16 protein-coding genes are annotated in these 19,309 nt (G+C 71.3%); 6 read left to right on the top strand and 10 right to left on the bottom strand.

What is annotated here, in order from left to right:
* Positions 1 to 18: 18 nt before the first annotated feature.
* The 10 genes from ACFQQJ_RS17015 to hisI form a co-directional block, all read right to left on the bottom strand.
* Positions 19 to 1,485 (bottom strand): glutamate synthase subunit beta, encoded by a 1,467-nt coding sequence (locus tag ACFQQJ_RS17015; RefSeq protein ID WP_377108397.1) that lies wholly within the window; start codon positions 1,483 to 1,485, stop codon positions 19 to 21.
* Entirely contained in the window at positions 1,478 to 6,001 is a 4,524-nt protein-coding gene (gene gltB, locus ACFQQJ_RS17010; protein WP_377108395.1) for a glutamate synthase large subunit, read from the bottom strand. Before gltB ends, ACFQQJ_RS17015 begins: the two co-directional genes overlap by 8 nt.
* A 199-nt stretch (positions 6,002 to 6,200) precedes the next feature.
* Positions 6,201 to 7,154 carry a prolipoprotein diacylglyceryl transferase gene (gene lgt / locus ACFQQJ_RS17005; RefSeq protein WP_377108393.1) on the bottom strand — a complete coding sequence of 318 codons (954 nt, stop codon included), beginning with the start codon at positions 7,152 to 7,154 and terminating at the stop codon, positions 6,201 to 6,203.
* Positions 7,155 to 7,175: 21 nt separating this feature from the next.
* Positions 7,176 to 7,808, bottom strand: coding sequence for an SCO family protein (locus ACFQQJ_RS17000; RefSeq protein ID WP_377108392.1), 633 nt, complete (start codon positions 7,806 to 7,808; stop codon positions 7,176 to 7,178).
* A gap of 76 nt (positions 7,809 to 7,884) precedes the next feature.
* Positions 7,885 to 8,724 (bottom strand): tryptophan synthase subunit alpha, encoded by an 840-nt coding sequence (trpA, locus tag ACFQQJ_RS16995; protein ID WP_377108390.1) that lies wholly within the window; start codon positions 8,722 to 8,724, stop codon positions 7,885 to 7,887.
* Complete coding sequence (gene trpB, locus ACFQQJ_RS16990) at positions 8,721 to 9,965, bottom strand: tryptophan synthase subunit beta (protein ID WP_377108389.1); 1,245 nt, start codon at positions 9,963 to 9,965, stop codon at positions 8,721 to 8,723. The genes trpA and trpB overlap by 4 nt, the downstream gene beginning before the upstream one ends.
* 31 nt (positions 9,966 to 9,996) lie before the next feature.
* The gene (gene trpC, locus ACFQQJ_RS16985) at positions 9,997 to 10,776 is read right to left on the bottom strand and encodes an indole-3-glycerol phosphate synthase TrpC (RefSeq protein WP_377108387.1); all 780 of its coding nucleotides are present in this window, start codon (positions 10,774 to 10,776) and stop codon (positions 9,997 to 9,999) included.
* Between the two features lies 1 nt (position 10,777).
* Positions 10,778 to 11,008, bottom strand: coding sequence for an HGxxPAAW family protein (locus ACFQQJ_RS16980; RefSeq protein ID WP_377108385.1), 231 nt, complete (start codon positions 11,006 to 11,008; stop codon positions 10,778 to 10,780).
* A 115-nt stretch (positions 11,009 to 11,123) separates the two neighbouring features.
* Entirely contained in the window at positions 11,124 to 12,644 is a 1,521-nt protein-coding gene (locus tag ACFQQJ_RS16975) for an anthranilate synthase component I (RefSeq protein ID WP_377108384.1), read from the bottom strand.
* Positions 12,641 to 12,991 carry a phosphoribosyl-AMP cyclohydrolase gene (gene hisI, locus ACFQQJ_RS16970; RefSeq protein WP_377108382.1) on the bottom strand — a complete coding sequence of 117 codons (351 nt, stop codon included), beginning with the start codon at positions 12,989 to 12,991 and terminating at the stop codon, positions 12,641 to 12,643. Before hisI ends, ACFQQJ_RS16975 begins: the two co-directional genes overlap by 4 nt.
* A 111-nt stretch (positions 12,992 to 13,102) precedes the next feature.
* On the opposite strand from hisI, the gene ACFQQJ_RS16965 reads away from it, so the two are divergent.
* The 6 genes from ACFQQJ_RS16965 (at position 13,103) to ACFQQJ_RS16940 (ending at position 19,177) form a co-directional block, all read left to right on the top strand.
* A complete protein-coding gene (locus ACFQQJ_RS16965) occupies positions 13,103 to 13,750 on the top strand; it encodes a TIGR03085 family metal-binding protein (protein ID WP_377108380.1) in 648 nt (215 codons plus the stop codon).
* A gap of 57 nt (positions 13,751 to 13,807) precedes the next feature.
* Positions 13,808 to 14,890, top strand: a complete 1,083-nt coding sequence (gene serC, locus ACFQQJ_RS16960) for a 3-phosphoserine/phosphohydroxythreonine transaminase (protein ID WP_377108378.1) — start codon at positions 13,808 to 13,810, stop codon at positions 14,888 to 14,890.
* Positions 14,891 to 14,897: 7 nt separating this feature from the next.
* Positions 14,898 to 16,067: a phosphoglycerate dehydrogenase gene (locus ACFQQJ_RS16955; protein WP_377108376.1), complete on the top strand. Its 1,170-nt coding sequence runs from the start codon at positions 14,898 to 14,900 to the stop codon at positions 16,065 to 16,067.
* Between the two features lie 188 nt (positions 16,068 to 16,255).
* Entirely contained in the window at positions 16,256 to 16,444 is a 189-nt protein-coding gene (locus ACFQQJ_RS16950; protein ID WP_377108374.1) for a hypothetical protein, read from the top strand.
* Positions 16,445 to 16,591: 147 nt separating this feature from the next.
* Complete coding sequence (locus ACFQQJ_RS16945) at positions 16,592 to 16,951, top strand: hypothetical protein (RefSeq protein WP_377108372.1); 360 nt, start codon at positions 16,592 to 16,594, stop codon at positions 16,949 to 16,951.
* A gap of 162 nt (positions 16,952 to 17,113) precedes the next feature.
* On the top strand, positions 17,114 to 19,177 hold the full coding sequence (locus ACFQQJ_RS16940; RefSeq protein ID WP_377108370.1) for a spermidine synthase: 2,064 nt from the start codon (positions 17,114 to 17,116) through the stop codon (positions 19,175 to 19,177).
* The last annotated feature ends 132 nt before the right edge of the window (positions 19,178 to 19,309 follow it).

The following is a 19,309-nucleotide window of genomic DNA, read 5'->3' as shown; positions in this document are numbered from 1 at the left end:
TTGACGAGGAGTGGCCGGTCACACCGTCAGCGGGCGGTCGGTCGGCCGGATCGGCTTGGGCAGCCGCGAGCCGCCCTGGAGGAACGCGTCCACGCCGTTGGCGCAGGAGCGGCCCTCCGCGATCGCCCAGACGATCAGCGACTGGCCCCGCCCGGCGTCGCCGCAGACGAACACCCGGTCCACGCTGGTGGCGAAGGCCCCGTCGCGGGCGATGTTGCCCCGCTGGTCCAGCTCGACACCCAGCTGCTCCACGAGCCCCTCGCGCTGCGGCCCGGTGAAGCCCATCGCCAGCAGGACCAGCTGCGCGGGGAGGAACCGCTCGCTGCCGGGGACCACCTCGAAGCGGCCGTCGACCATCCGCACCTCGTTGAGGTTGAGGCCGGTCACGTTGCCGGACTCGTCGCCGGAGAACTCGGTGGTCGACACCGAGTACACCCGCTCGCCGCCCTCCTCGTGCGCGGACGACACCCGGTAGGTCATCGGGTAGGTCGGCCACGGCTGGTTGTCCGGGCGCGTGTGCGGCGGCTCCGGCATGATCTCCAGCTGGGTGATCGAGCGGGCGCCCTGCCGCAGGGACGTGCCGAGGCAGTCCGCACCGGTGTCGCCGCCGCCGATGATCACCACGTCCTTGCCGTGAGCGCTGATCTGCTCGGGCACCTCCTGCCCGAGCGCGACGCGGTTGGCCTGCGGGAGGAACTCCATCGCCTGGTGGATGCCCGCCAGCTCCCGTCCGGTCACCGGGAGGTCGCGGGCCACCGTGGCCCCGATCGCCAGCACCACGGCGTCGAACCGCTCCAGGAGCTCCTCGCCGGTGATGTCCACGCCGATGTTCACGCCCGCCTTGAAGACCGTGCCCTCCAGGCGCATCTGCTTCAGGCGCCGGTCGAGGACCTTCTTCTCCATCTTGAACTCGGGGATGCCGTAGCGCATCAGGCCGCCGATGGCGTCCGCACGCTCGTAGACGACCACCGTGTGGCCCGCGCGGGTGAGCTGCTGCGCCGCGGCGAGGCCGGCCGGGCCGGAACCGACCACGGCCACCGTCCGCCCGGTGTGCCAGGCCGGGGTCTCCGCGGTCACGCGGCGGTCGTCCCACGCGCGGTCGATGATGGCGACCTCGATGTTCTTGATGGTCACCGGGTCGCGGTTGATGCCGACGACGCAGGAGGTCTCGCACGGCGCCGGGCACAGGCGACCGGTGAACTCGGGGAAGTTGTTCGTCGCGTGGAGGCGGTCCAGCGCTCCTCGCCAGTCGTCGCGCCAGATCATGTCGTTCCACTCCGGAATCAGGTTGCCCAGCGGGCAGCCGGAGTGGCAGAACGGGATGCCGCAGTCCATGCAGCGCCCTGCCTGCTTGCTGATGATCGGCAGGACGGCCTGGCCCGGGGTGCCCGGGTAGACCTCGTTCCAGTCGTGCACCCGCTCCTCGACCGGACGGCGCTGCGCGACCTGGCGCGGGGTGTTCATGAAGCCCCTGGGATCAGCCATGCGTAGCCTCCATCATCAGCTTGACCGTGGTCTCCTCGTCCAGCCCGGCCAGCTCGGCGTCCGCACGGGCCTTGAGGACGCGGGCGTAGTCGCGCGGCATGAGCGTGGTGAACCGCGAACGTAGTTCATCGTCGGACAGCGCGAGCAGCCGCTCCGCGACCGCGGAACCGGTCTCCTCCTGGTGCCTGGCGAGGAGCTCCCTCACCCGGGCGAGCTCCTCGTCGTCGAGCGGGAGCGCGTCCACCAGTTCGGTGTTCAGCCGCGCCGGCTCGAGGTCGAGCACCCAGGCCACGCCGCCGGACATGCCGGCGGCGATGTTGCGTCCGGTCGGGCCGAGGATCAGCGCCTCGCCACCGGTCATGTACTCGCAGGCGTGGTCGCCGACGCCCTCGACCACGGCGGTCGCCCCCGAGTTGCGGACGCAGAACCGCTCGCCGACCTGGCCGCGGATGAACAGCTCGCCGCTGGTGGCGCCGTAGGCGATCACGTTGCCGGCAATGATCTGCTCCTCCGCGACGAACGGGGCGCTGCGGTGCGGCCGCAGGATGAGGCGTCCGCCGGACAGGCCCTTGCCGAAGTAGTCGTTGCTGTCGCCGATGAGCCGCAGGGTCACCCCGCGCGGAAGGAACGCACCGAAGCTCTGGCCCGCGGTGCCCCGCAGGGTGAGGTCGATGGTGTTCTCCGGCAGGCCCTCGCCCCGGGTCGCCCTGGTGACGTGGTGGCCGAGGATCGTGCCCACCGTGCGGTCGACGTTGCGAACGGTCAGGTCGGCCCGCACCAGCTCGCCGTTCTCGAGCGCGGGGCGCGCGATCTCGAGCAGCTGGGTGTCGAGCTTGTCCTCCAGCCCGTGGTCCTGGCTGCCCACGCAGTGCAGCGGGGCGCCCTCGGGCAGCTCCACCTGGTGCAGGATCGGCGACAGGTCGAGGCCCTGCGCCTTCCAGTGCTCCACCGCACGCCGGGTCTTCAGCACCTCGACGTGGCCGACGGCCTCCTCGATCGAACGGAAGCCGAGGGCGGCGAGGTGCTCACGCACCTCCTGGGCGACGAACTCGAAGAAGTTCACCACGAAGTCGGCGTGACCGGCGTACTTGGCCCGCAGCTCCGGATTCTGCGTCGCCACGCCCACCGGGCAGGTGTCGAGGTGGCAGACCCGCATCATCACGCAGCCGGAGACCACCAGCGGCGCCGTGGCGAAGCCGAACTCCTCCGCGCCCAGGAGCGCGGCGATGACCACGTCCCGGCCGGTCTTGAGCTGGCCGTCCACCTGCACGACGATGCGCTCGCGGAGCCCGTTCAGCAGCAGGGTCTGCTGGGTCTCGGCCAGGCCGAGCTCCCAGGGTCCGCCCGCGTGCTTCAGCGAGGTCAGCGGCGCCGCGCCGGTGCCGCCGTCGTGGCCCGAGATCAGCACCACGTCCGCCTTGGCCTTGGACACGCCCGCGGCCACCGTGCCGACGCCGATCTCCGCGACCAGCTTCACGTGGACGCGGGCGACCGGGTTGGCGCACTTCAGGTCGTGGATCAGCTGCTTGAGGTCCTCGATCGAGTAGATGTCGTGGTGCGGCGGCGGCGAGATCAGGCCCACGCCGGGCGTCGAGTGCCGGGTCTTGGCGACCCATGGGTAGACCTTCTGGCCGGGCAGCTGGCCGCCTTCGCCGGGCTTGGCGCCCTGCGCCATCTTGATCTGGATGTCGGTGGCGTTGGTCAGGTAGTCGCTGGTCACCCCGAAGCGGCCGGACGCCACCTGCTTGATCGCGCTGCGGCGCTCGGGGTCGTAGAGACGGTCGACGTCCTCGCCGCCCTCACCGGTGTTGGACTTGCCGCCCAGCCGGTTCATGGCGATCGCCAGCGTCTCGTGCGCCTCCTTGCTGATCGAGCCGTAGCTCATGGCGCCGGTGGAGAACCGCTTCACGATCGCGCTGACCGGCTCCACCTCGTCGATCGGCACGCTCGCCCGCCCGGAGTCGAACTCCAGCAGGCCGCGAAGGGTCATCAGCCGCTCGGACTGGTCGTCCACACGCGCGGTGTAGGCCTTGAACACGTCGTAGCGCTTCTGCCGGGTGGAGTGCTGGAGCCGGAAGACGGTCTCGGGGTCGAACAGGTGCGGCGGCCCCTCCCGGCGCCACTTGTACTCCCCACCCCCGGACAGGGTGCGGTGCGGCAACGGGATGCCGTCCGGCGGGTACGCGCGGGCGTGTCGCCGCGCCACTTCCTCCGCGATCTCGTCCAGGCCGATGCCCTCGATCCGGCTGGTGGTGCCGGTGAAGTACCGCTCCACGAGCTCACTCGACAGCCCGAGCGCCTCGAAGATCTGCGCGCCGGTGTAGGACGCGATGGTGGAGACGCCCATCTTGGACATCACCTTCAGCACGCCCTTGCCGAGTGCCTTCCGGACGTTGGAGACGGCCTTCTCCGGCTCGACGTTCACCAGCCACTCGCGACGGGCGAGGTCCTCGGCGCTCTCGAAGGCGAGGTACGGGTTCACCGCTGCCGCGCCGTAGCCGATCAGCAGCGCCACGTGGTGCACCTCGCGGACGTCGCCGGCCTCGACGATCAGGCCGACCTGGGTGCGCGTCTTCTCGCGCACCAGGTGGTGGTGGATCGCCGCGGTGAGCAGCAGGGACGGGATCGGCGCCAGCTCGGCGTTGGAGTGCCGGTCGGAGAGGATGATCGTCCGCGCACCGCCGGCGATGGCCTCGCTGACCGCAGCGCACAGCTCGTCCAGGCGGGCCCGCAGCGCAGCGCCGCCGCCCTCCACGGGGTACAGGCCGCGCACGACGTGGGTGTCGTAGGCGGGCATGGAGCCGTCCCGGTTGATCCGCACCAGCTTGGCCAGCTGGTCGGAGTCGAGGATCGGGTAGCCGATCACGATCTGGCGGCAGGACTCCGGGCCGGGCTCGAGCAGGTTGCCCTCGGGGCCGAACGTGGCCGACAGCGAGGTGACCAGCTCCTCGCGGATCGCGTCCAGCGGCGGGTTGGTCACCTGGGCGAACAGCTGCGCGAAGTAGTCGAAGAGCAGCCGCGGGCGGTCGCTGAGCACGGCGACGGGGGTGTCTGAGCCCATCGACCCGATCGGCTCGGCGCCCGTGTTGGCCATCGGGGCGATGATCATCCGCTGCTCTTCGTGCGTGAAGCCGAAGACCTGCTGGCGCCGCGTGACGGAGGCGTGGCTGTGCACGACGTGCTGCTGCTCCGGCAGGTCGTCGAGGTCGACCCGACCCTCCTCCAGCCATTGCGCGTAGGGGTGTTCCGCCGCGAGGGCCGCCTTGATCTCGTCGTCGTTGATCAGGCGGTGCTGCTCGAGGTCCACCAGCAGCATCCGGCCGGGCTTCATGCGGCCCTTCTCGACCACCCTGGTCGGCTCCACCTCGAGCACGCCCGCCTCGGAGGCGAAGATCACCAGGCCCTCGTCGGTGACCCAGTACCGGCCCGGACGCAGGCCGTTGCGGTCGAGCACCGCGCCGATCAGCGTGCCGTCGGTGAAGGTGACCGACGCCGGCCCGTCCCACGGCTCCATCATCGAGGCGTGGAAGGAGTAGAACGCGCGGCGGGCGTCGTCCATCTCGGTGTGGTTCTCCCACGCCTCGGGGATCATCATCAGCACCGCGTGCGGCAGCGGGCGTCCCCCGAGGTGGAGCAGTTCGAGCACCTCGTCGAAGGACGCGGAGTCCGACCCGCCCGGGGTGCAGATCGGGAAGGTGCGGGACAGGTCACCGGCGATCGTGTCGGTGGCCAGCAGCGCCTCGCGGGCCCGCATCCAGTTGCGGTTGCCCTTCACGGTGTTGATCTCGCCGTTGTGCGCCATCAGCCGGTAGGGGTGCGCGAGCTCCCAGGCGGGGAAGGTGTTGGTCGAGAACCGGGAGTGCACCAGCGACAGAGCGCTCTCCACCCGCTCGTCGAGCAGGTCGGGGAACACCTCCGCCAGCTGCTGCGTGGTGAGCATGCCCTTGTAGACCGTGGTGCGCCCGGACAACGAGGCGAAGTAGACGCCGGCCTCGTTGCGGGCGCGCTGGCGCAGCGGGTAGACGGCGCGGTCGAGCTCGAGACCGCCGGCCAGTCCCGCCGTGGACACGAAGAACTGCTCGAAGTGCGGCATGTTGCGCGCCGAGATCGGGCTGAGGGTCGAGGAGTCGGTCGGCACGGGCCGCCAGCCGTGGATGACCAGGCCCTCCTCGGTGGCGAGGAACTCGATGGTCCGCTTGGCGGACGCGCGCGCGACCGGCTCGGTGGGCAGGAACGCCATCCCCATCGCGTAGTGGCCGGGCTCGGGGAGGTCGAAGTCGACGACCTGGCGCAGGAAGCGGTCCGGCACCTGGAGGAGCATCCCCGCGCCGTCGCCCGCGGCGGGGTCCGCGCCGGTGGCGCCACGGTGGTCGAGGTTCTCCAGGGCGATCAGGCCCTTGCTGACGATGTCGTGGCTGGCCACGCCGGAGAGCTGGGCGATGAAGGCGACGCCGCAGGCGTCATGCTCGTACGCGGGGTCGTAGAGGCCCTCGCCGGGCCGCCCTGGCATCGTCATCAACGCCATCTGATCACTCCCATCTGCGCGAGCGCGCGGGGCGGGTGCGGCCGGTCGGCCAGCACGCCGACACTGCACGCTAGAGGCCGGAGCCTACCTGAAGCCAGGCGGGCTCCCCTTGCGTCCGACTGCATTCTGGACGGCCCCTGAGCGGGCGGCGTCCCGGATGCTGATCGTTGCGTCCAGTATACGGAACAGCTCAGTCCTTGGCCGCCACCGGCGGCTCCGGCGTGGCCGGCGGCGCGTCCGGTCCCTGCTCCGCAGCCCCGGTGGCCGGTGCCTCCGTCCCGGGCTCCTGCCCGTCGCCCTCCGCCGTCCGGGACGGAGCCCCGGCCCCGAACTCCACCACGTCCTCGCGCCCCGGACGGAACTTCGACAGCCACGCGAACAGGGCGACGCCGCTGAGGCAGATGAGGATGGCCACCGCCTCGTTGAAGCGGATCGGACCGAAGGTGTCGTAGGAGTAGTCGAGCCGGATGTGCTCGGTGAACGTGCGGCCGAAGCCGTACAGCGCGATGTAGAGGGCGAACACCTTGCCCCTGCCGAGGCGGAAGCGCCGGTCGGCCCACAGCAGCGTGCCGGCAACGAAGAGGTTCCACACCGACTCGTAGAGGAAGGTCGGGTGGAAGGTGGCGTACTCCTCGAATCCGGGTGCGCGGTGGGCCGGGTCGATCTCGAGCCCCCAGGGCAGGTCGGTGGGCTGGCCGTAGAGCTCCTGGTTGAACCAGTTGCCGAACCGCCCGAACGCCTGGCCGACAGCGATGCCGGGCGCCAACGCGTCGGCGAGGGCGGCGAAGGCCACCTTCTGGCGGCGGGCGGCGATCCAGGCGGCCAGCGCCCCGGCGCCGATCGCGCCGTAGATCGCGATCCCGCCCTCCCAGATCGCCCACCAGTGCTGGGTGGCGGTCGGTCCGACATAGTCGCCGAGATGGGTGAGCACGTGGTAGATCCGGGCACCGACGATGCCGCTCGGGATCGCCCACAGCAGGATGGTCTCGAAGCTCTCGGTGCGGCCACCCCGGGCCCGCCACCGGCGCACGCCGATCATCCAGGCGAAGACGATGCCGGTGATCAGGCACAGCGCGTAGATGTGGATCGTCAGCGGGCCGATCTGGAAGGAGCTGATCGACGGGCTCGGGATGAACAGGATCACGGGGCCATCCTTACCGTCCGGTCAACCCTGTTGTCGAACGAGTCGCTCGATGTCGGCCCGGTAGGTGCCGATCGGGGTCCCCTGCGTCCACACGACCACGCCGCGCCGGGCGGCGTCGACACCGATCACCTGCGCGGTGTGGTTGACGTCGTAGCCCCCGTCGGGCCGCTTCTCCACGCCCTCGATCGCCACCCCCACCGCCGCGGCAACGCTCTCGATCGTCTCCGCCCGGCCGGTGAGCCCGATGAAGTCCGGGTCGATCCGGGCGAGGTAGGTGGCGAGCACGTCCGGGGTGTCGCGCTCGGGGTCAACCGTCACCAGGAGCACCTGCACCTTCGCCCGCACGTCTGCCGGGAGACGGTTCAGGGCTGAGGCCAGGTCGGTCATCACCCCCAGGCAGATGTCCGGGCAGTTGGTGTAGCCGAAGTAGAGCACGAGGACCGGCCGGTCGCTGCCGGTGCGCAGGTCGAAGGCGGCACCGGTGGACGCCTCGAGCGTCACGTCCGGCAACACGTACGGCTCGGTCAGTTCCGCGCCCAGGAACCCCGGCGTGGGCGCCGTCGGGGACGGGCCGGTCACGGTCGCCGCGGGCGTGCACCCGGACAGCAGCGCGAGCGCCAGCGCCGTCGCAGCCACCAGCCGTCCCCGTCGCACCCACCCATGATGCCCGGTGCCCCTCGAGACCATGGCGCACTGAGGGAGCGCGCGGCGCTGCGGCACCGCCCCGGCCTCAGCGACGGACGCCGGCGGTCAGGTCGGCGAGCACGGTCCGCAGGCCCGACAGGTCGTCGGGGGTCCCGGCCCCCTCGGCCGCGAGCAGGGGCTTGATGAACGCGGAGCCGACGATCACGGCGTCCGCGTAGGCGCACACGTCGGCCGCCTGGTCGCCGTTCGACACCCCCAGACCGACGCCGACCGGCATCCCCGGCGCCAGCGCGCGGATCCGGGCGACGAGCTCCGGAGCGGCCGTCGGGCTGGCCGAGCGGGTGCCCGTGACCCCCATCACCGCGGTCGCGTACATCCAGCCGCGACAGGCCGCGGCGGTGGCCACGATGCGCTCGTCGGTCGAGGACGGCGAGACGAGGAAGATCCGGTCGAGCCCGTGGGCCTGTGAGGCGGCGATCCACTCGTCCGCCTCGTCCGGGATCAGATCGGGCGTGATCAGCCCCGAGCCCCCGGCGGCCGCGAGGTCGCGGGCGAAGGCCTCGACGCCGTAGCGGTCGACGAGGTTCCAGTAGGTCATCACCACGGCCGGCGTGCCCGTGCTGCGGACGGCCTCCACCGCGGCGAACACGTCCCGGGTGCGGACGCCGCGCGCGAGCGCGGCCGTCCCGGCCCGCTGGATCACGGGACCGTCCATCATCGGGTCGGAGTACGGCAGGCCGATCTCGACGAGGTCGACCCCCGGGCCCTCTCCCCCCTCGCCGCACAGCGCCCTCAGCGCGGCCAGCGAGCCGGGCACCGTCGGGTAGCCGACCGGGAGGTAGCCGACGAGGGCCCCCCTGCCCTGCTGCTTCGCCGCAGCGAACGCCGCCGCGGAACCGGCCGCCGGGCCCGCCGTGACGCTCATGCCGCACCGCCGGTCGCAGAGTCGGGCTTGCCGGTGAGGCCGAAGTAGCGGATGGCGGTGTCCACGTCCTTGTCACCGCGCCCGGACAGGCAGATGACGATCGTCGGGGAGGCGTCCGGCTGTTCGACGGCCAGGCGCCGGCCCAGGCGCATGACGCCGGCCAGGGCGTGGGCGGACTCGATCGCCGGCATGATGCCCTCGGTGCGGGTGAGCACCTCGAAGGCGTCCATGGCCTCCGCGTCGGTCACCGCCTCGTAGGTCGCGCGTCCGGTGGCCGCGAGCCAGGAGTGCTCCGGCCCGACGCCCGGGTAGTCCAGCCCCGCAGAGATGGAGTGCGACTCCATCGTCTGGCCGTCGGCGTCCTGGAGGATGTAGGTCCGCATGCCGTGCAGGACGCCCACCGAGCCGCCCTCGATGGCCGCGGCGTGGCGACCCGTCTCCACGCCGTCACCGCCGGCCTCGAACCCGTACAGCGCCACCTCCGGGGTGTCGATGAACTCCGCGAAGGTGCCCATGGCGTTGGACCCGCCGCCGACGCACGCCGCGACCCCGTCGGGGAGGCGACCGTAGCGGTCGAGCATCTGCGCGCGGATCTCGGCGCTGATCACGCGGTGGAACTCCTTGACCATCTTCGGGAACGGGTGCGGCCCGGCCACCGTGCCGATCAGGTAGTGGGTGTTGTCGACGCTGGCCACCCAGTCGCGCATGGCCTCGTTCATCGCGTCCTTGAGCGTCTGGCTGCCGGACTCGACCGCGATCACCTCGGCGCCGAGCAACTGCATCCGGGCGACGTTGAGCGCCTGCCGGTCGGTGTCCACCCGGCCCATGTACACCCGGCACTCCATGCCCAGCAGGGCCGCAGCTGTCGCCGTGGCGACGCCGTGCTGGCCGGCGCCGGTCTCCGCGATCACTCGCGTCTTGCCCATACGGCGGGTCAGGAGCGCCTGCCCGAGGACGTTGTTGATCTTGTGGGAGCCGGTGTGGTTGAGGTCCTCACGCTTGAGGAGCACCCGGACGTTGCCGCAGTGCCGGCTGAACCGCGGCGCGTCGGTGAGCGGCGTCGGGCGTCCGGAGTAGTTGCGCCGCAGGTCGTCGAGCTCGCGCCAGAACGCCGGGTCCCCCATCGCGGCGTCGAACTCGGCCTCGAGCTGGTTGAGCGCAGCGACGAGGGCCTCGGGAACGTAGCGGCCACCGAAGATGTCGTAGTGACCGGCGGCGTCGGGCAGCGATGTAGGGGTCACCGCCCTATTCACTCACACTCCGGCCGCAGAGTCATGCCAGCGACCGGAGGGCGGCCACCGCGGACGCCGGGTCTCCCGAGCGCACCAGCAGTTCGCCCACCAGGACGGCGTCCGCGCCTGCGGAGCGCATCCGGGCCGCGTCCTCGACGCTGAGGATCCCGGACTCGGCGACCTTGACCGCCTCGTCGCCGATCAGCTCAGCAAGTTCTTGGAAATGGTTCAAGTCGACCTCGAGGGTCTTGAGGTCGCGGTTGTTCACGCCGATCAGCGTGGCCCCGGCATCGAGCGCACGCCGTACCTCTTCTGCGGTGTGGGTCTCGACGAGGCAGGTCACGCCGATGCGGCCGGCGAGATCGAGGAAGGCGGTGAGGTCGTCCTGGTCGAGCGCCGCGACGATCAGGAGGGCGAGGTCGGCGCCGGCGGCCCGCCCCTCCCACAACTGGTACTCGGTGACGACGAAGTCCTTGCGCAGCAGCGGCGTCTCCACGGCGGAGCGGACGGCCACCAGGTCGTCGAGGCTGCCCCCGAAGCGGCGTCCCTCGGTGAGCACGGAGATCGCGGACGCCCCGCCCGCGGCGTAGGCGGACGCCAGGGCCGCGGGGTCGTCGATGCGGGCCAGGGCCCCCTTGCTGGGGCTGGACCGCTTGACCTCCGCGATCACGCCGAGCCCTGGCGCGCGCAGCGCGGGCAGCGGGTCGAGCGCCGGCGGCATCGTGGCCACCTGCGCGATGAGCTCTTCCAGCGGGCGGTGCGCGCGACGGACCTCGAGATCCTCGACAACACCGGCGATGATCTCGTCCAGCACCGTCATGTCAGGACTGTCCGTACCCCATCCGACGAAGCACGCCGCCGGCGACCAGCGACAGCACGAGCAGAACGGAGGCCACCCACATCAGTGTCCAGTTCGGACCGGTCACCATGGCCACGGCCCCCAGGATGAAGGCGACGGCAGCGATGATGCTGCCGGTCCAGGCCGCGGGGGTCCGGCCGTGGTGATACTCCCGGGCGGCAGTGCTGGTGGCCCGTTCAGCGCTTTCGATCATTCGATCGCTCCTTCGAGTCAGGCAGGGACTGCTCTGGTAAACCAAGCAAGGCTCCATACTGGCGTGTTGGCGCAAACACCGCCACCCTCTCGCCGAAGGATTGCCTGAGGGACTCTCAGGAATCGTCCCGGGCGAGCCGGGTGAGGGCCGACGCCTCCGCCACGGCACCCAGCACGGCGGCGGCCTTGTTGCGGCTCTCCTCGTCCTCCCTGGCGGGCACCGAGTCGGCGACGACCCCGGCCCCGGCCTGGACGTAGGCGACCTGGTCGCGGATGACCGCCGTGCGGATCGCGATCGCCGTGTCGGAGTCGCCCGCGAAGTCGAAGTACCCGACCACCCCGCCGTACAGGCCCCTCCGGGACACCTCGAGCCGGTCGATGATCTCCATCGCCCGCACCTTCGGGGCACCGGAGAGGGTGCCGGCCGGGAAGCAGCTCAGCGTGGCGTCCAGCGCCGTCCGCCCCGCGGCGAGCGTCCCGGAGACCGCGGCCTCCAGGTGCATCACGTGGCTGTAGCGGCGCACCTTCATGAACTCGACCACCTCGACCGTGCCCGGCACGCACACCCGTCCCAGGTCGTTGCGCCCGAGGTCGACGAGCATCAGGTGCTCGGCCGCCTCCTTGGCGTCGGCCAGCAGCTCGGCCTCGAGCCCGGCGTCGGCGGCGGCCGTGCTCCCCCGGGGCCGGGTTCCCGCGATCGGGTGGGTCGTCGCCCGCCCGCCGGTCACCTGCACCAGCGCTTCCGGGCTGGACCCGACGATGGCGAAGCCGTGCAGCCGCAACAGGTAGAGGTAGGGGCTCGGGTTGGTGCGGCGCAGCACGCGGTAGACGTCCAGCGGGTCGGCCGGGCAGTCGGCCTCGAACCGCTGGCTGGGCACGATCTGGAAGGCCTCGCCGGCCCTGATCTCCTCGATCGCCGCGGCCACCGCCGCCTCGTACTCCGCGCTGGTGCGCTGCCGCCGGATCTCCGCGGACGGGGCCGCGTCGCCCCGCACGGCCACCAGGGGTTCTGCCGGACGCAGCAGCGCTGCCGCCATGGCCTCGACGCGGGCGCAGGCATCGGCCCAGGCGTCCTCGATGCGTTCGGCAGAGTCGTCGAAGTTGATCGCGTTGGCGACCAGCCAGACCTCGCCGGTGTGGTGGTCGAGCACGGCCATGTCCGAGACCAGCATCATCGCCAGCTCCGGAATGCCCAGGTCGTCGGGGTTCGCGTCCGGCAGCCGCTCGAGCCGGCGCACCACGTCGTAGCCCAGGTAGCCGACCATCCCCGAGACCAGCGGGGGCAGGCCCTCGGCGCGCGGCGTGTGCAGCAGGTCGAGGGTGCGGGCCAGCACGTCCAGCGGGTTCCCGCCCGTGGGCAGCCCGGCGATCGGGCGTCCGGAGAACTCCCAGCGGGCGGCGCCGTCGGCCTCGGTCAGGTTGGCCACGGCGTTCACCCCGACGAAGGAGTAGCGCGACCACACCCCGCCCTCGGCGGACTCGAGCAGGAAGGTGTTCGGGCGCTCCCCACACAGCTGGTGGTACAGCCCGACGGGGGTGAAGTCGTCGGCGAGCAGACGGGCGTGCACGCTGACCACGCGGCGCTCGGCGCCCGCGGCAAGGAAGCCCTCGAGGTCGGGTTCGATGCGCAGGCTCATGCGCTCTCCCCCAGCACCAGGCGGCCGTCGAAGCACGTCGTGGTGCCCGTGTGGCAGGCGGGGCCAGTCTGGTCGACCCTCAGCAGCAGGGTGTCGCCGTCGCAGTCGAGGCGCACCTCGCGGACGGCCTGGACGTGCCCGCTGGTCTCGCCCTTGACCCAGTACTGCCCCCGGCTGCGCGACCAGTAGGTGGCGCGGCGGGTGGCCAGCGTCCGCCGCAAGGCCTCGTCGTCCATCCAGGCCAGCATCAGCACCTGGCCCGACGTCGCGTCCTGCACGATCGCGGGCACCAGTCCGTCCGGGTTGCGCTTGAGCAGCGCGGCCAGTCCAGGGTCCAGTTCGCTCACCCCGACATTGTGGCAGGCGGTACCGCCGCCTCCCGCCCCCTGCGTCCACGGTGGCGCATGGTTCGCGGCCCGGGCGGGTCGGCGTCCGCCGCGCTGGGTAGTGTGCGGGACATGAGCCACAGCGCCCGCCCCGCAGACCAGCGCTCCGCCCTGTGCGATGCCCTCGACGCCGTCGTCCCCACCGCCCCGACCCTGTGCGAGGGATGGACGGCGCACCACCTCGCCGCGCACGTCTGGCTGCGCGAGAACGAGGCCTGGACGGTGGCACCGGCGATCGCCCTGCGACAGTCCGGACGGATCGAGCGGCGCCTCGAGCACGTCCGGCGCCACCACGCCTACGCCGACCTGGTGGGAGCGATCCGGCGCGGACCCGCGGGGCTCTCGCCGTTCCGGCTCCCGGGCGCGGAGTCGCTGGCGAACACCATCGAGTTCTTCATCCACTGCGAGGACGTCCGCCGCGGCTCCGGCGTGATCACCCCGCGCCCGCTCGACCTGGCACTGGAGAACCTCGCCTGGAAGCGGTCCGCCGTGATGGGCCGGCTGTTCCTGCGCGGGTGCCCGGTGGCCGTGTGGCTCCAGCGGGACACCCCGGGCAGCGAGCCGGTGCGGATCGGCCGTGGACCGGACATCGTGACCCTCGCCGGCCGGCCGAGCGAGATCCTGCTGTACCTGTACGGACGGCGCTCCGCGGCGGATGTGGACGTCATCGGCGAGCCGGCGGCCGTCTCGGTGGTCGAGCGCGCCCGGCCCGGATTCTGAGCGTCCACAGCCGGGGACGCGAGGGTCCCGCCGTAATCAAGCTGACAGAATGACGCCATGCGCGTCTACAACTTCTCCGCAGGTCCCGCCATGCTCCCGTTGGCCGCTCTCGAGGCGGCCCGGTCGGAACTCACCGACTGGCAGGGTTCGGGGAGTTCGGTGATGGAGGTCTCGCACCGGGGCAAGGCCTTCGTCGCCTGCGCGGCCGAGACCGAGGCGCTGCTGCGCGAGCTCATGGGCGTGCCCGAGAACTACAAGGTCCTCTTCCTCCAGGGCGGCGCGTCCGGCCAGTTCGACGCGATCCCGCTGAACCTCGCGGCTCCCGGCGACCCGGCGGACTTCCTCAACACCGGCCAGTGGTCGGCGAAGGCGATCAAGGCGGCCAAGGCCCAGGGGCTGGCCGTCAGCGTGCTCGCCGACGAGGCCGCGTCCCACTACACGACCACCCCGGCCGAGCGCAGCTTCAGCGTCAACCCGGCGGCCGCGTACCTGCACTACACGCCCAACGAGACGATCGGTGGCGTCGAGTTCGGCTACGTCCCCGACGCCGGCGGCGTGCCGCTGGTGGCCGACATGAGCTCGACCATCCTGTCCCGTCCGGTCGATGTGTCTCGCTACGGGCTGATCTATGCCGGCGCCCAGAAGAACATGGGCCCTTCCGGCCTGTGCGTGGTGATCGTCCGCGACGACCTGATCGGCAACGCGCGTCCGGGAACGCCCTCGATCTGGGACTACAAGGCGATGGCCGATGCCGACTCGATGCTGAACACCCCGCCGACCTTCGGCATCTACCTGCTCGGCAAGATCCTCGCCTGGGTGAAGGAGAACGGAGGCCTGGCCGGGATGGCCGAGCGCAACCGGGCCAAGGCGGACGCCCTGTACGGGTTCATCGACGCCAGCGACTACTACTCCAACCCGGTGGCGAAGGACTCGCGGTCGTGGATGAACGTGCCGTTCCTCCAGGCCCGTCCGGAGCTCGACAAGGCCTTCGTGACCGAGGCCGAGGCCGCGGGCCTGACCGCGCTGGCCGGCCACCGCTCGGTGGGCGGCATGCGGGCGAGCATCTACAACGCGATGCCGCTGGAGGGCGTGCAGGCGCTGATCGACTTCATGACCGACTTCGAACGCCGCAACGGGTGAGGACCAGATGACCTTCACGATCAAGACGCTCAACGCGATCAGCCACACCGGGCTCTCCCGGCTCCCGAAGGACGAGTTCGAGGTGTCCTCGGAGGTCGAGCGCCCGGATGCGATCATGCTGCGCTCGGCGAACCTCCACGGGGTGGAGATCCCGGCGTCCGTGCTGGCGGTGGCCCGCGCGGGTGCCGGCACCAACAACATCCCGATCGCCGACTACAGCGCTCGCGGCATCCCCGTCTTCAACACCCCCGGCGCCAACGCCAACGCGGTGAAGGAACTCGTCGTCGCCGCGCTGTTCCTCGCCGCGCGCAACATCGTCCCCGCCGCCGCCTTCGCGCACCGCCTCGAGGGTGACGCCGCGTCGATGGACAAGGCCGTCGAGGCGGGCAAGAAGGCCTTCGTCGGCTGGGAGCTCCCCGGGCGCACCCTGGGCGTGATCGGCCTGGGCGCCATCGGGGTCGAGGTGGCCAACGCCGCCACTGCGCTCGGCATGAAGGTGCTGGGCTACGACCCCGGGATCACGGTCGAGCACGCCTGGAACCTCAGCTCGTTCGTCGAGCACGTGACGAACCTCGACCAGTTGCTGAAGCGCGCCGACATCATCACGATCCACGTGCCGCTCGTCGACGCCACCCGCGGGCTGATCGGGGCCGAGGCGCTGGGACGCATGCGCAAGTCGGCGGTGGTGATCAACTTCGCCCGCGGCCCCATCGTCGACGAGGACGCCGTCGTGGAGGCGCTCGAGAGCGGCCAGCTGCGCGCCTACATCTGCGACTTCCCCTCCCCCGCGCTGAACAAGCGGGACAAGGTGGTCACGCTGCCCCACCTGGGCGCGTCGACCAACGAGGCCGAGGAGAACTGCGCGCGGATGGCCGCCGACCAGCTGCGGGACTTCCTCACCGAGGGCACCATCGTGAACTCGGTGAACTTCCCCAACGCGTCGCTTGCCCGGGCCGAGGGCACCAGCCGGATCGCCATCGCGAACAGCAACGTGCCCAACATGGTGGGCCAGATCTCCACGCTGCTGGCGTCTGCGGGGCTGAACATCGCCGACCTGCTCAACAAGTCGCGCGGTGAGCTCGCCTACACCCTCGTCGACGTGGACGGCGACGTGCCGGACTCGGTGATGGCCCAGATCCGCGGCATCGCCGGCGTCCTCTCGGCCCGGCTGATCTGAGGGTCTCGCCGCGGCACCGGGAGGGCCGGCCCGTACGGCCGTCCGGGTGCCGCACGCACCCCGGTGAGCACGCAGCAGCGTGGGTGATACCGCCGGGCACCCAATTGCCCGGTGCCACTTGTGCACCTGTGAACCGGCGCTGACGAGGCCTAACGTGGTCGGCATCGGGCGTTCGGAAGGAGCACGCGATGTCTCTCACCCAGACCCAGAAGAACTACTGGACAGGCTCGGCGGTCGCGGGGGCCGCGCTCGCGATCCTGTTCGGGATCCTCGCGGCGACCTCCTCGGGAGGTAACCAGGGGGCCTACATCGCCGCCTGCGTGGCCTGCGCGCTGGTGATGGTGGTCTCGGTCGTCGTCCTGCTGGTCAGGAAGTAGCGACGCGGGCCCTGGCGGTCGGGCCCGCGCCGGTGCTCCGGTACCCCGGACGGGGCCGGACGGCACGCTGGACCGGCTCAGCAACCCTGCGCAGGCCACCGGGCGCGCGGCGCCGGCCGGCTTGGGCGGTTCGCTAAGGTCACGGCCATGGGTCCAGTCATCGGTATCTTCGTCGTCCTCCATTTCCTCGGCATGGCCGCCCTTCTCGGCGGCTGGCTCGCCATCCGGCTCGGTGCCCCCCGGGGCCTGTCGGTACTGGTGTGGGGAGCGCGGGCGCAGCTGGTGATCGGCGTGGTCCTGGTCGGGCTGCTCGAGATGGCGCAGGCTGACCTGAACATGGCCAAGATCGGCGTCAAGCTCGCCGTCGCGCTCGGTGCGGTGGCCTGCGCGGAGATCGCCGGCGCACGCGACCGAAAGGGCAATCCCGCCCCGGTCCTGGTGGACGTCGCGGCGGGCCTCGCGGTGATCAACGTGCTGGTCGCCGTGCTCTGGCGCACCGGGTCGTAGCCGGCGGGTGATGCTCACCGTGCCGGTCGCCGGACCGGTGACGGTGACGTCACGCAGCGCCCAGGGCCTCCGGCCCTGTCCGCGCCCTCGTGCGTCCGACCCGCCGACAGTCGTACGACGTCGGTGCTCGCCCACCGGCACCGCGTTGGCTATGGTCTCGCCATGCACCCCGTGAGCGGAGCGTCCACCGCCACCCCGACCCGCCGACCCTGGCGACTGTCCGCCGACGCGGAGCCCGACCGGCCCGATCAGGCGGTGGTGCTCCGGCTGGTGCTCGGCAGCACGCTGATGCTCTTCCTCGAGCTCGCCCTGATCCGGTGGCTCGGCTCGAACGTCGTGCACCTGAGCTACTTCTCCAACTTCGTGCTGCTGGGCTCGTTCCTCGGCATCGGCCTGGGCTTCCTGATCGCCCGGCGGTCCTGGTCGGTCCTGCCCGGCGTGCCCGTGGTCCTCGCCGTCCTCGTGATCGCCACCTACGCCGCACCGGTCACCATCGACCGTGCCGGCGACCAGATCATCTACTTCACCTCCCTCAACACCACCGGCCCGCCCGCCTGGGTGGTGCTGCCGCTGATCTTCGTCCTCGTCGCCGCCGTGCTCGCGGGCCCGGCCGAGGTCGTCGGACGCTGCTTCGCCCAGCTCCGCCCGCTGACCGCCTACCGCTGGGACCTCGTCGGCTCGCTGATCGGCATCGTCTCCTTCACGCTCCTGTCGTTCCTCGGTGCGCCGTCGGTGGTGTGGGGCGTCCTCGTGGCGGCCGCCTTCACCGTGCTCGCCGTCCCGCGCCACCGGCTGCTCACGGTGGTCGCCGGCGCCGCCGTGGTCGCCGTCCTGCTGCTGGAGACCATCACGCCGGGCAATTCCTGGTCGCCCTACTACAAGGTGCACACCCGTGACCTGGTGGTGGACGGGGTCCCCCTGGTCGACATCTCCGTCAACGGGGTGCCGCACCAGGTGATGCGATCGGCTCAGCAGCGCCTCAAGGAGGAGCCGCAGTACTCGAAGCCGTACCTCCGGACGCCCGGCAACCCCCTGCGCAACGTGTTGATCATCGGGGCGGGCTCGGGTTCGGACGTGGCGATCGCGCTGAGCAAGGGCGCCGGGCACATCGACGCCGTCGACATCGACCCCCGGATCATGGAGATCGGCGTCCAGCGCAACCCCGACCGCCCATACGACGACCCGCGGGTGACCCGCCACGTGAACGACGGCCGGGCCTTCCTCGAAACCACCGACACCCGCTACGACCTGATCCTCTTCGCCCTGCCCGACTCGCTCGCCCTGGTCACGGGCGCCTCCCAGATCCGGCTGGAGAGCTTCCTGTTCACCGAGCAGGCGATCGCCGCAGCGAGGGCGCACCTGACGCCCGACGGGGCCTTCGCGATGTACAACTACTACCGCGAGGACTGGCTGATCGACCGGCTCGCGGGCACCGCGGAGGCCTCCTTCGGCCACGTCCCCTGCGTCGACAAGGTCGGCGGCGGCCAGGCCGTGGTCACCGCAGCGCTGGACGAGTCGAAGCAGTCCTGCGACGGCGTGCACGTGGCCTCCTCGACGGTGATCGCTCCCGCCACGGACGACCGCCCGTTCCTGTACTACCAGGGCGGCCCGATCCCGATGCTCTACCTCGGCGCCCTCGGCGGCATCCTGCTGATCTCCTTCATCGCCGTGCGTGCGCTGGGCGGCCCGCTGCGGGAGATGCGCCCCTATGCCGACCTGTTCTTCATGGGCGCGGCCTTCATGCTGCTGGAGACGAAGAACATCACGACGTTCGCGCTGCTGTTCGGCACCACCTGGCTGGTGAACGCGCTGGTGTTCGCCGGCGTGCTGCTCATCGTGCTGGCCGCGGTCGAGACGACACGGCGGTTCCGAACGCCCCCACTTCCCGTCGTCTTCGGCGGCATCGCCGCCTCGCTGGCCGTCTGCTACCTCGTCGATCCCGCCTGGCTCCTGGCGCTGCCGGTGCTGCCCCGGCTCGTCGTGGCGGTGCTGCTGGCGTTCGTCCCGATCTACCTCGCCAACGTGGCGTTCTCGAAGCGGTTCGCAGCTTCCGACGACTCCCGCGCGGCGTTCGGCCTCAACCTGCTCGGTGCGATGCTGGGTGGCTGCCTGGAGTACTTCGCCCTGCTCACCGGCTACGCGAACCTGCTGGTGATGGTGGCCGTGCTGTACCTGCTGGCCTTCCTCCTGACGCCGCGGAACAAGGGCTCGCTCGTCGCGGTGTAGCCGTGCTCCACGTCGCGTTCTTCCGGACATGAACCCGGGCCGGGCGCGGAGCGCCTCGTCGGCCTCGCCGACGCACGATCATCCGCCTGGCGGCGCGGCTGTCCGCGTCCTGACCCACCCCCTCATCCGCAA

Origin of the sequence: Propionicimonas sp. T2.31MG-18, assembly GCF_964266745.1 — a bacterium.
In the GTDB taxonomy this organism is placed as follows: Bacteria; Actinomycetota; Actinomycetes; order Propionibacteriales; family Propionibacteriaceae; genus Propionicimonas.
This window is presented reverse-complemented; position numbering and strand designations above follow the sequence as displayed.

What these genes read in the sequence shown, in the direction of transcription:
- ACFQQJ_RS17015 (WP_377108397.1), bottom strand. Translation starts at nt 1,485, where the DNA reads ATGGCTGATCCCAGGGGCTTCATGAACACCCCGCGCCAGGTCGCGCAG.
- gltB (WP_377108395.1), bottom strand. Translation starts at nt 6,001, where the DNA reads ATGACGATGCCAGGGCGGCCCGGCGAGGGCCTCTACGACCCCGCGTAC.
- trpA (WP_377108390.1), bottom strand. Translation starts at nt 8,724, where the DNA reads ATGAGCGTCACGGCGGGCCCGGCGGCCGGTTCCGCGGCGGCGTTCGCT.
- trpC (WP_377108387.1), bottom strand. Translation starts at nt 10,776, where the DNA reads ATGACGGTGCTGGACGAGATCATCGCCGGTGTTGTCGAGGATCTCGAG.
- ACFQQJ_RS16980 (WP_377108385.1), bottom strand. Translation starts at nt 11,008, where the DNA reads ATGATCGAAAGCGCTGAACGGGCCACCAGCACTGCCGCCCGGGAGTAT.
- ACFQQJ_RS16975 (WP_377108384.1), bottom strand. Translation starts at nt 12,644, where the DNA reads ATGAGCCTGCGCATCGAACCCGACCTCGAGGGCTTCCTTGCCGCGGGC.
- ACFQQJ_RS16965 (WP_377108380.1), top strand. Translation starts at nt 13,103, where the DNA reads ATGAGCCACAGCGCCCGCCCCGCAGACCAGCGCTCCGCCCTGTGCGAT.
- serC (WP_377108378.1), top strand. Translation starts at nt 13,808, where the DNA reads ATGCGCGTCTACAACTTCTCCGCAGGTCCCGCCATGCTCCCGTTGGCC.
- ACFQQJ_RS16955 (WP_377108376.1), top strand. Translation starts at nt 14,898, where the DNA reads ATGACCTTCACGATCAAGACGCTCAACGCGATCAGCCACACCGGGCTC.
- ACFQQJ_RS16950 (WP_377108374.1), top strand. Translation starts at nt 16,256, where the DNA reads ATGTCTCTCACCCAGACCCAGAAGAACTACTGGACAGGCTCGGCGGTC.
- ACFQQJ_RS16945 (WP_377108372.1), top strand. Translation starts at nt 16,592, where the DNA reads ATGGGTCCAGTCATCGGTATCTTCGTCGTCCTCCATTTCCTCGGCATG.
- ACFQQJ_RS16940 (WP_377108370.1), top strand. Translation starts at nt 17,114, where the DNA reads ATGCACCCCGTGAGCGGAGCGTCCACCGCCACCCCGACCCGCCGACCC.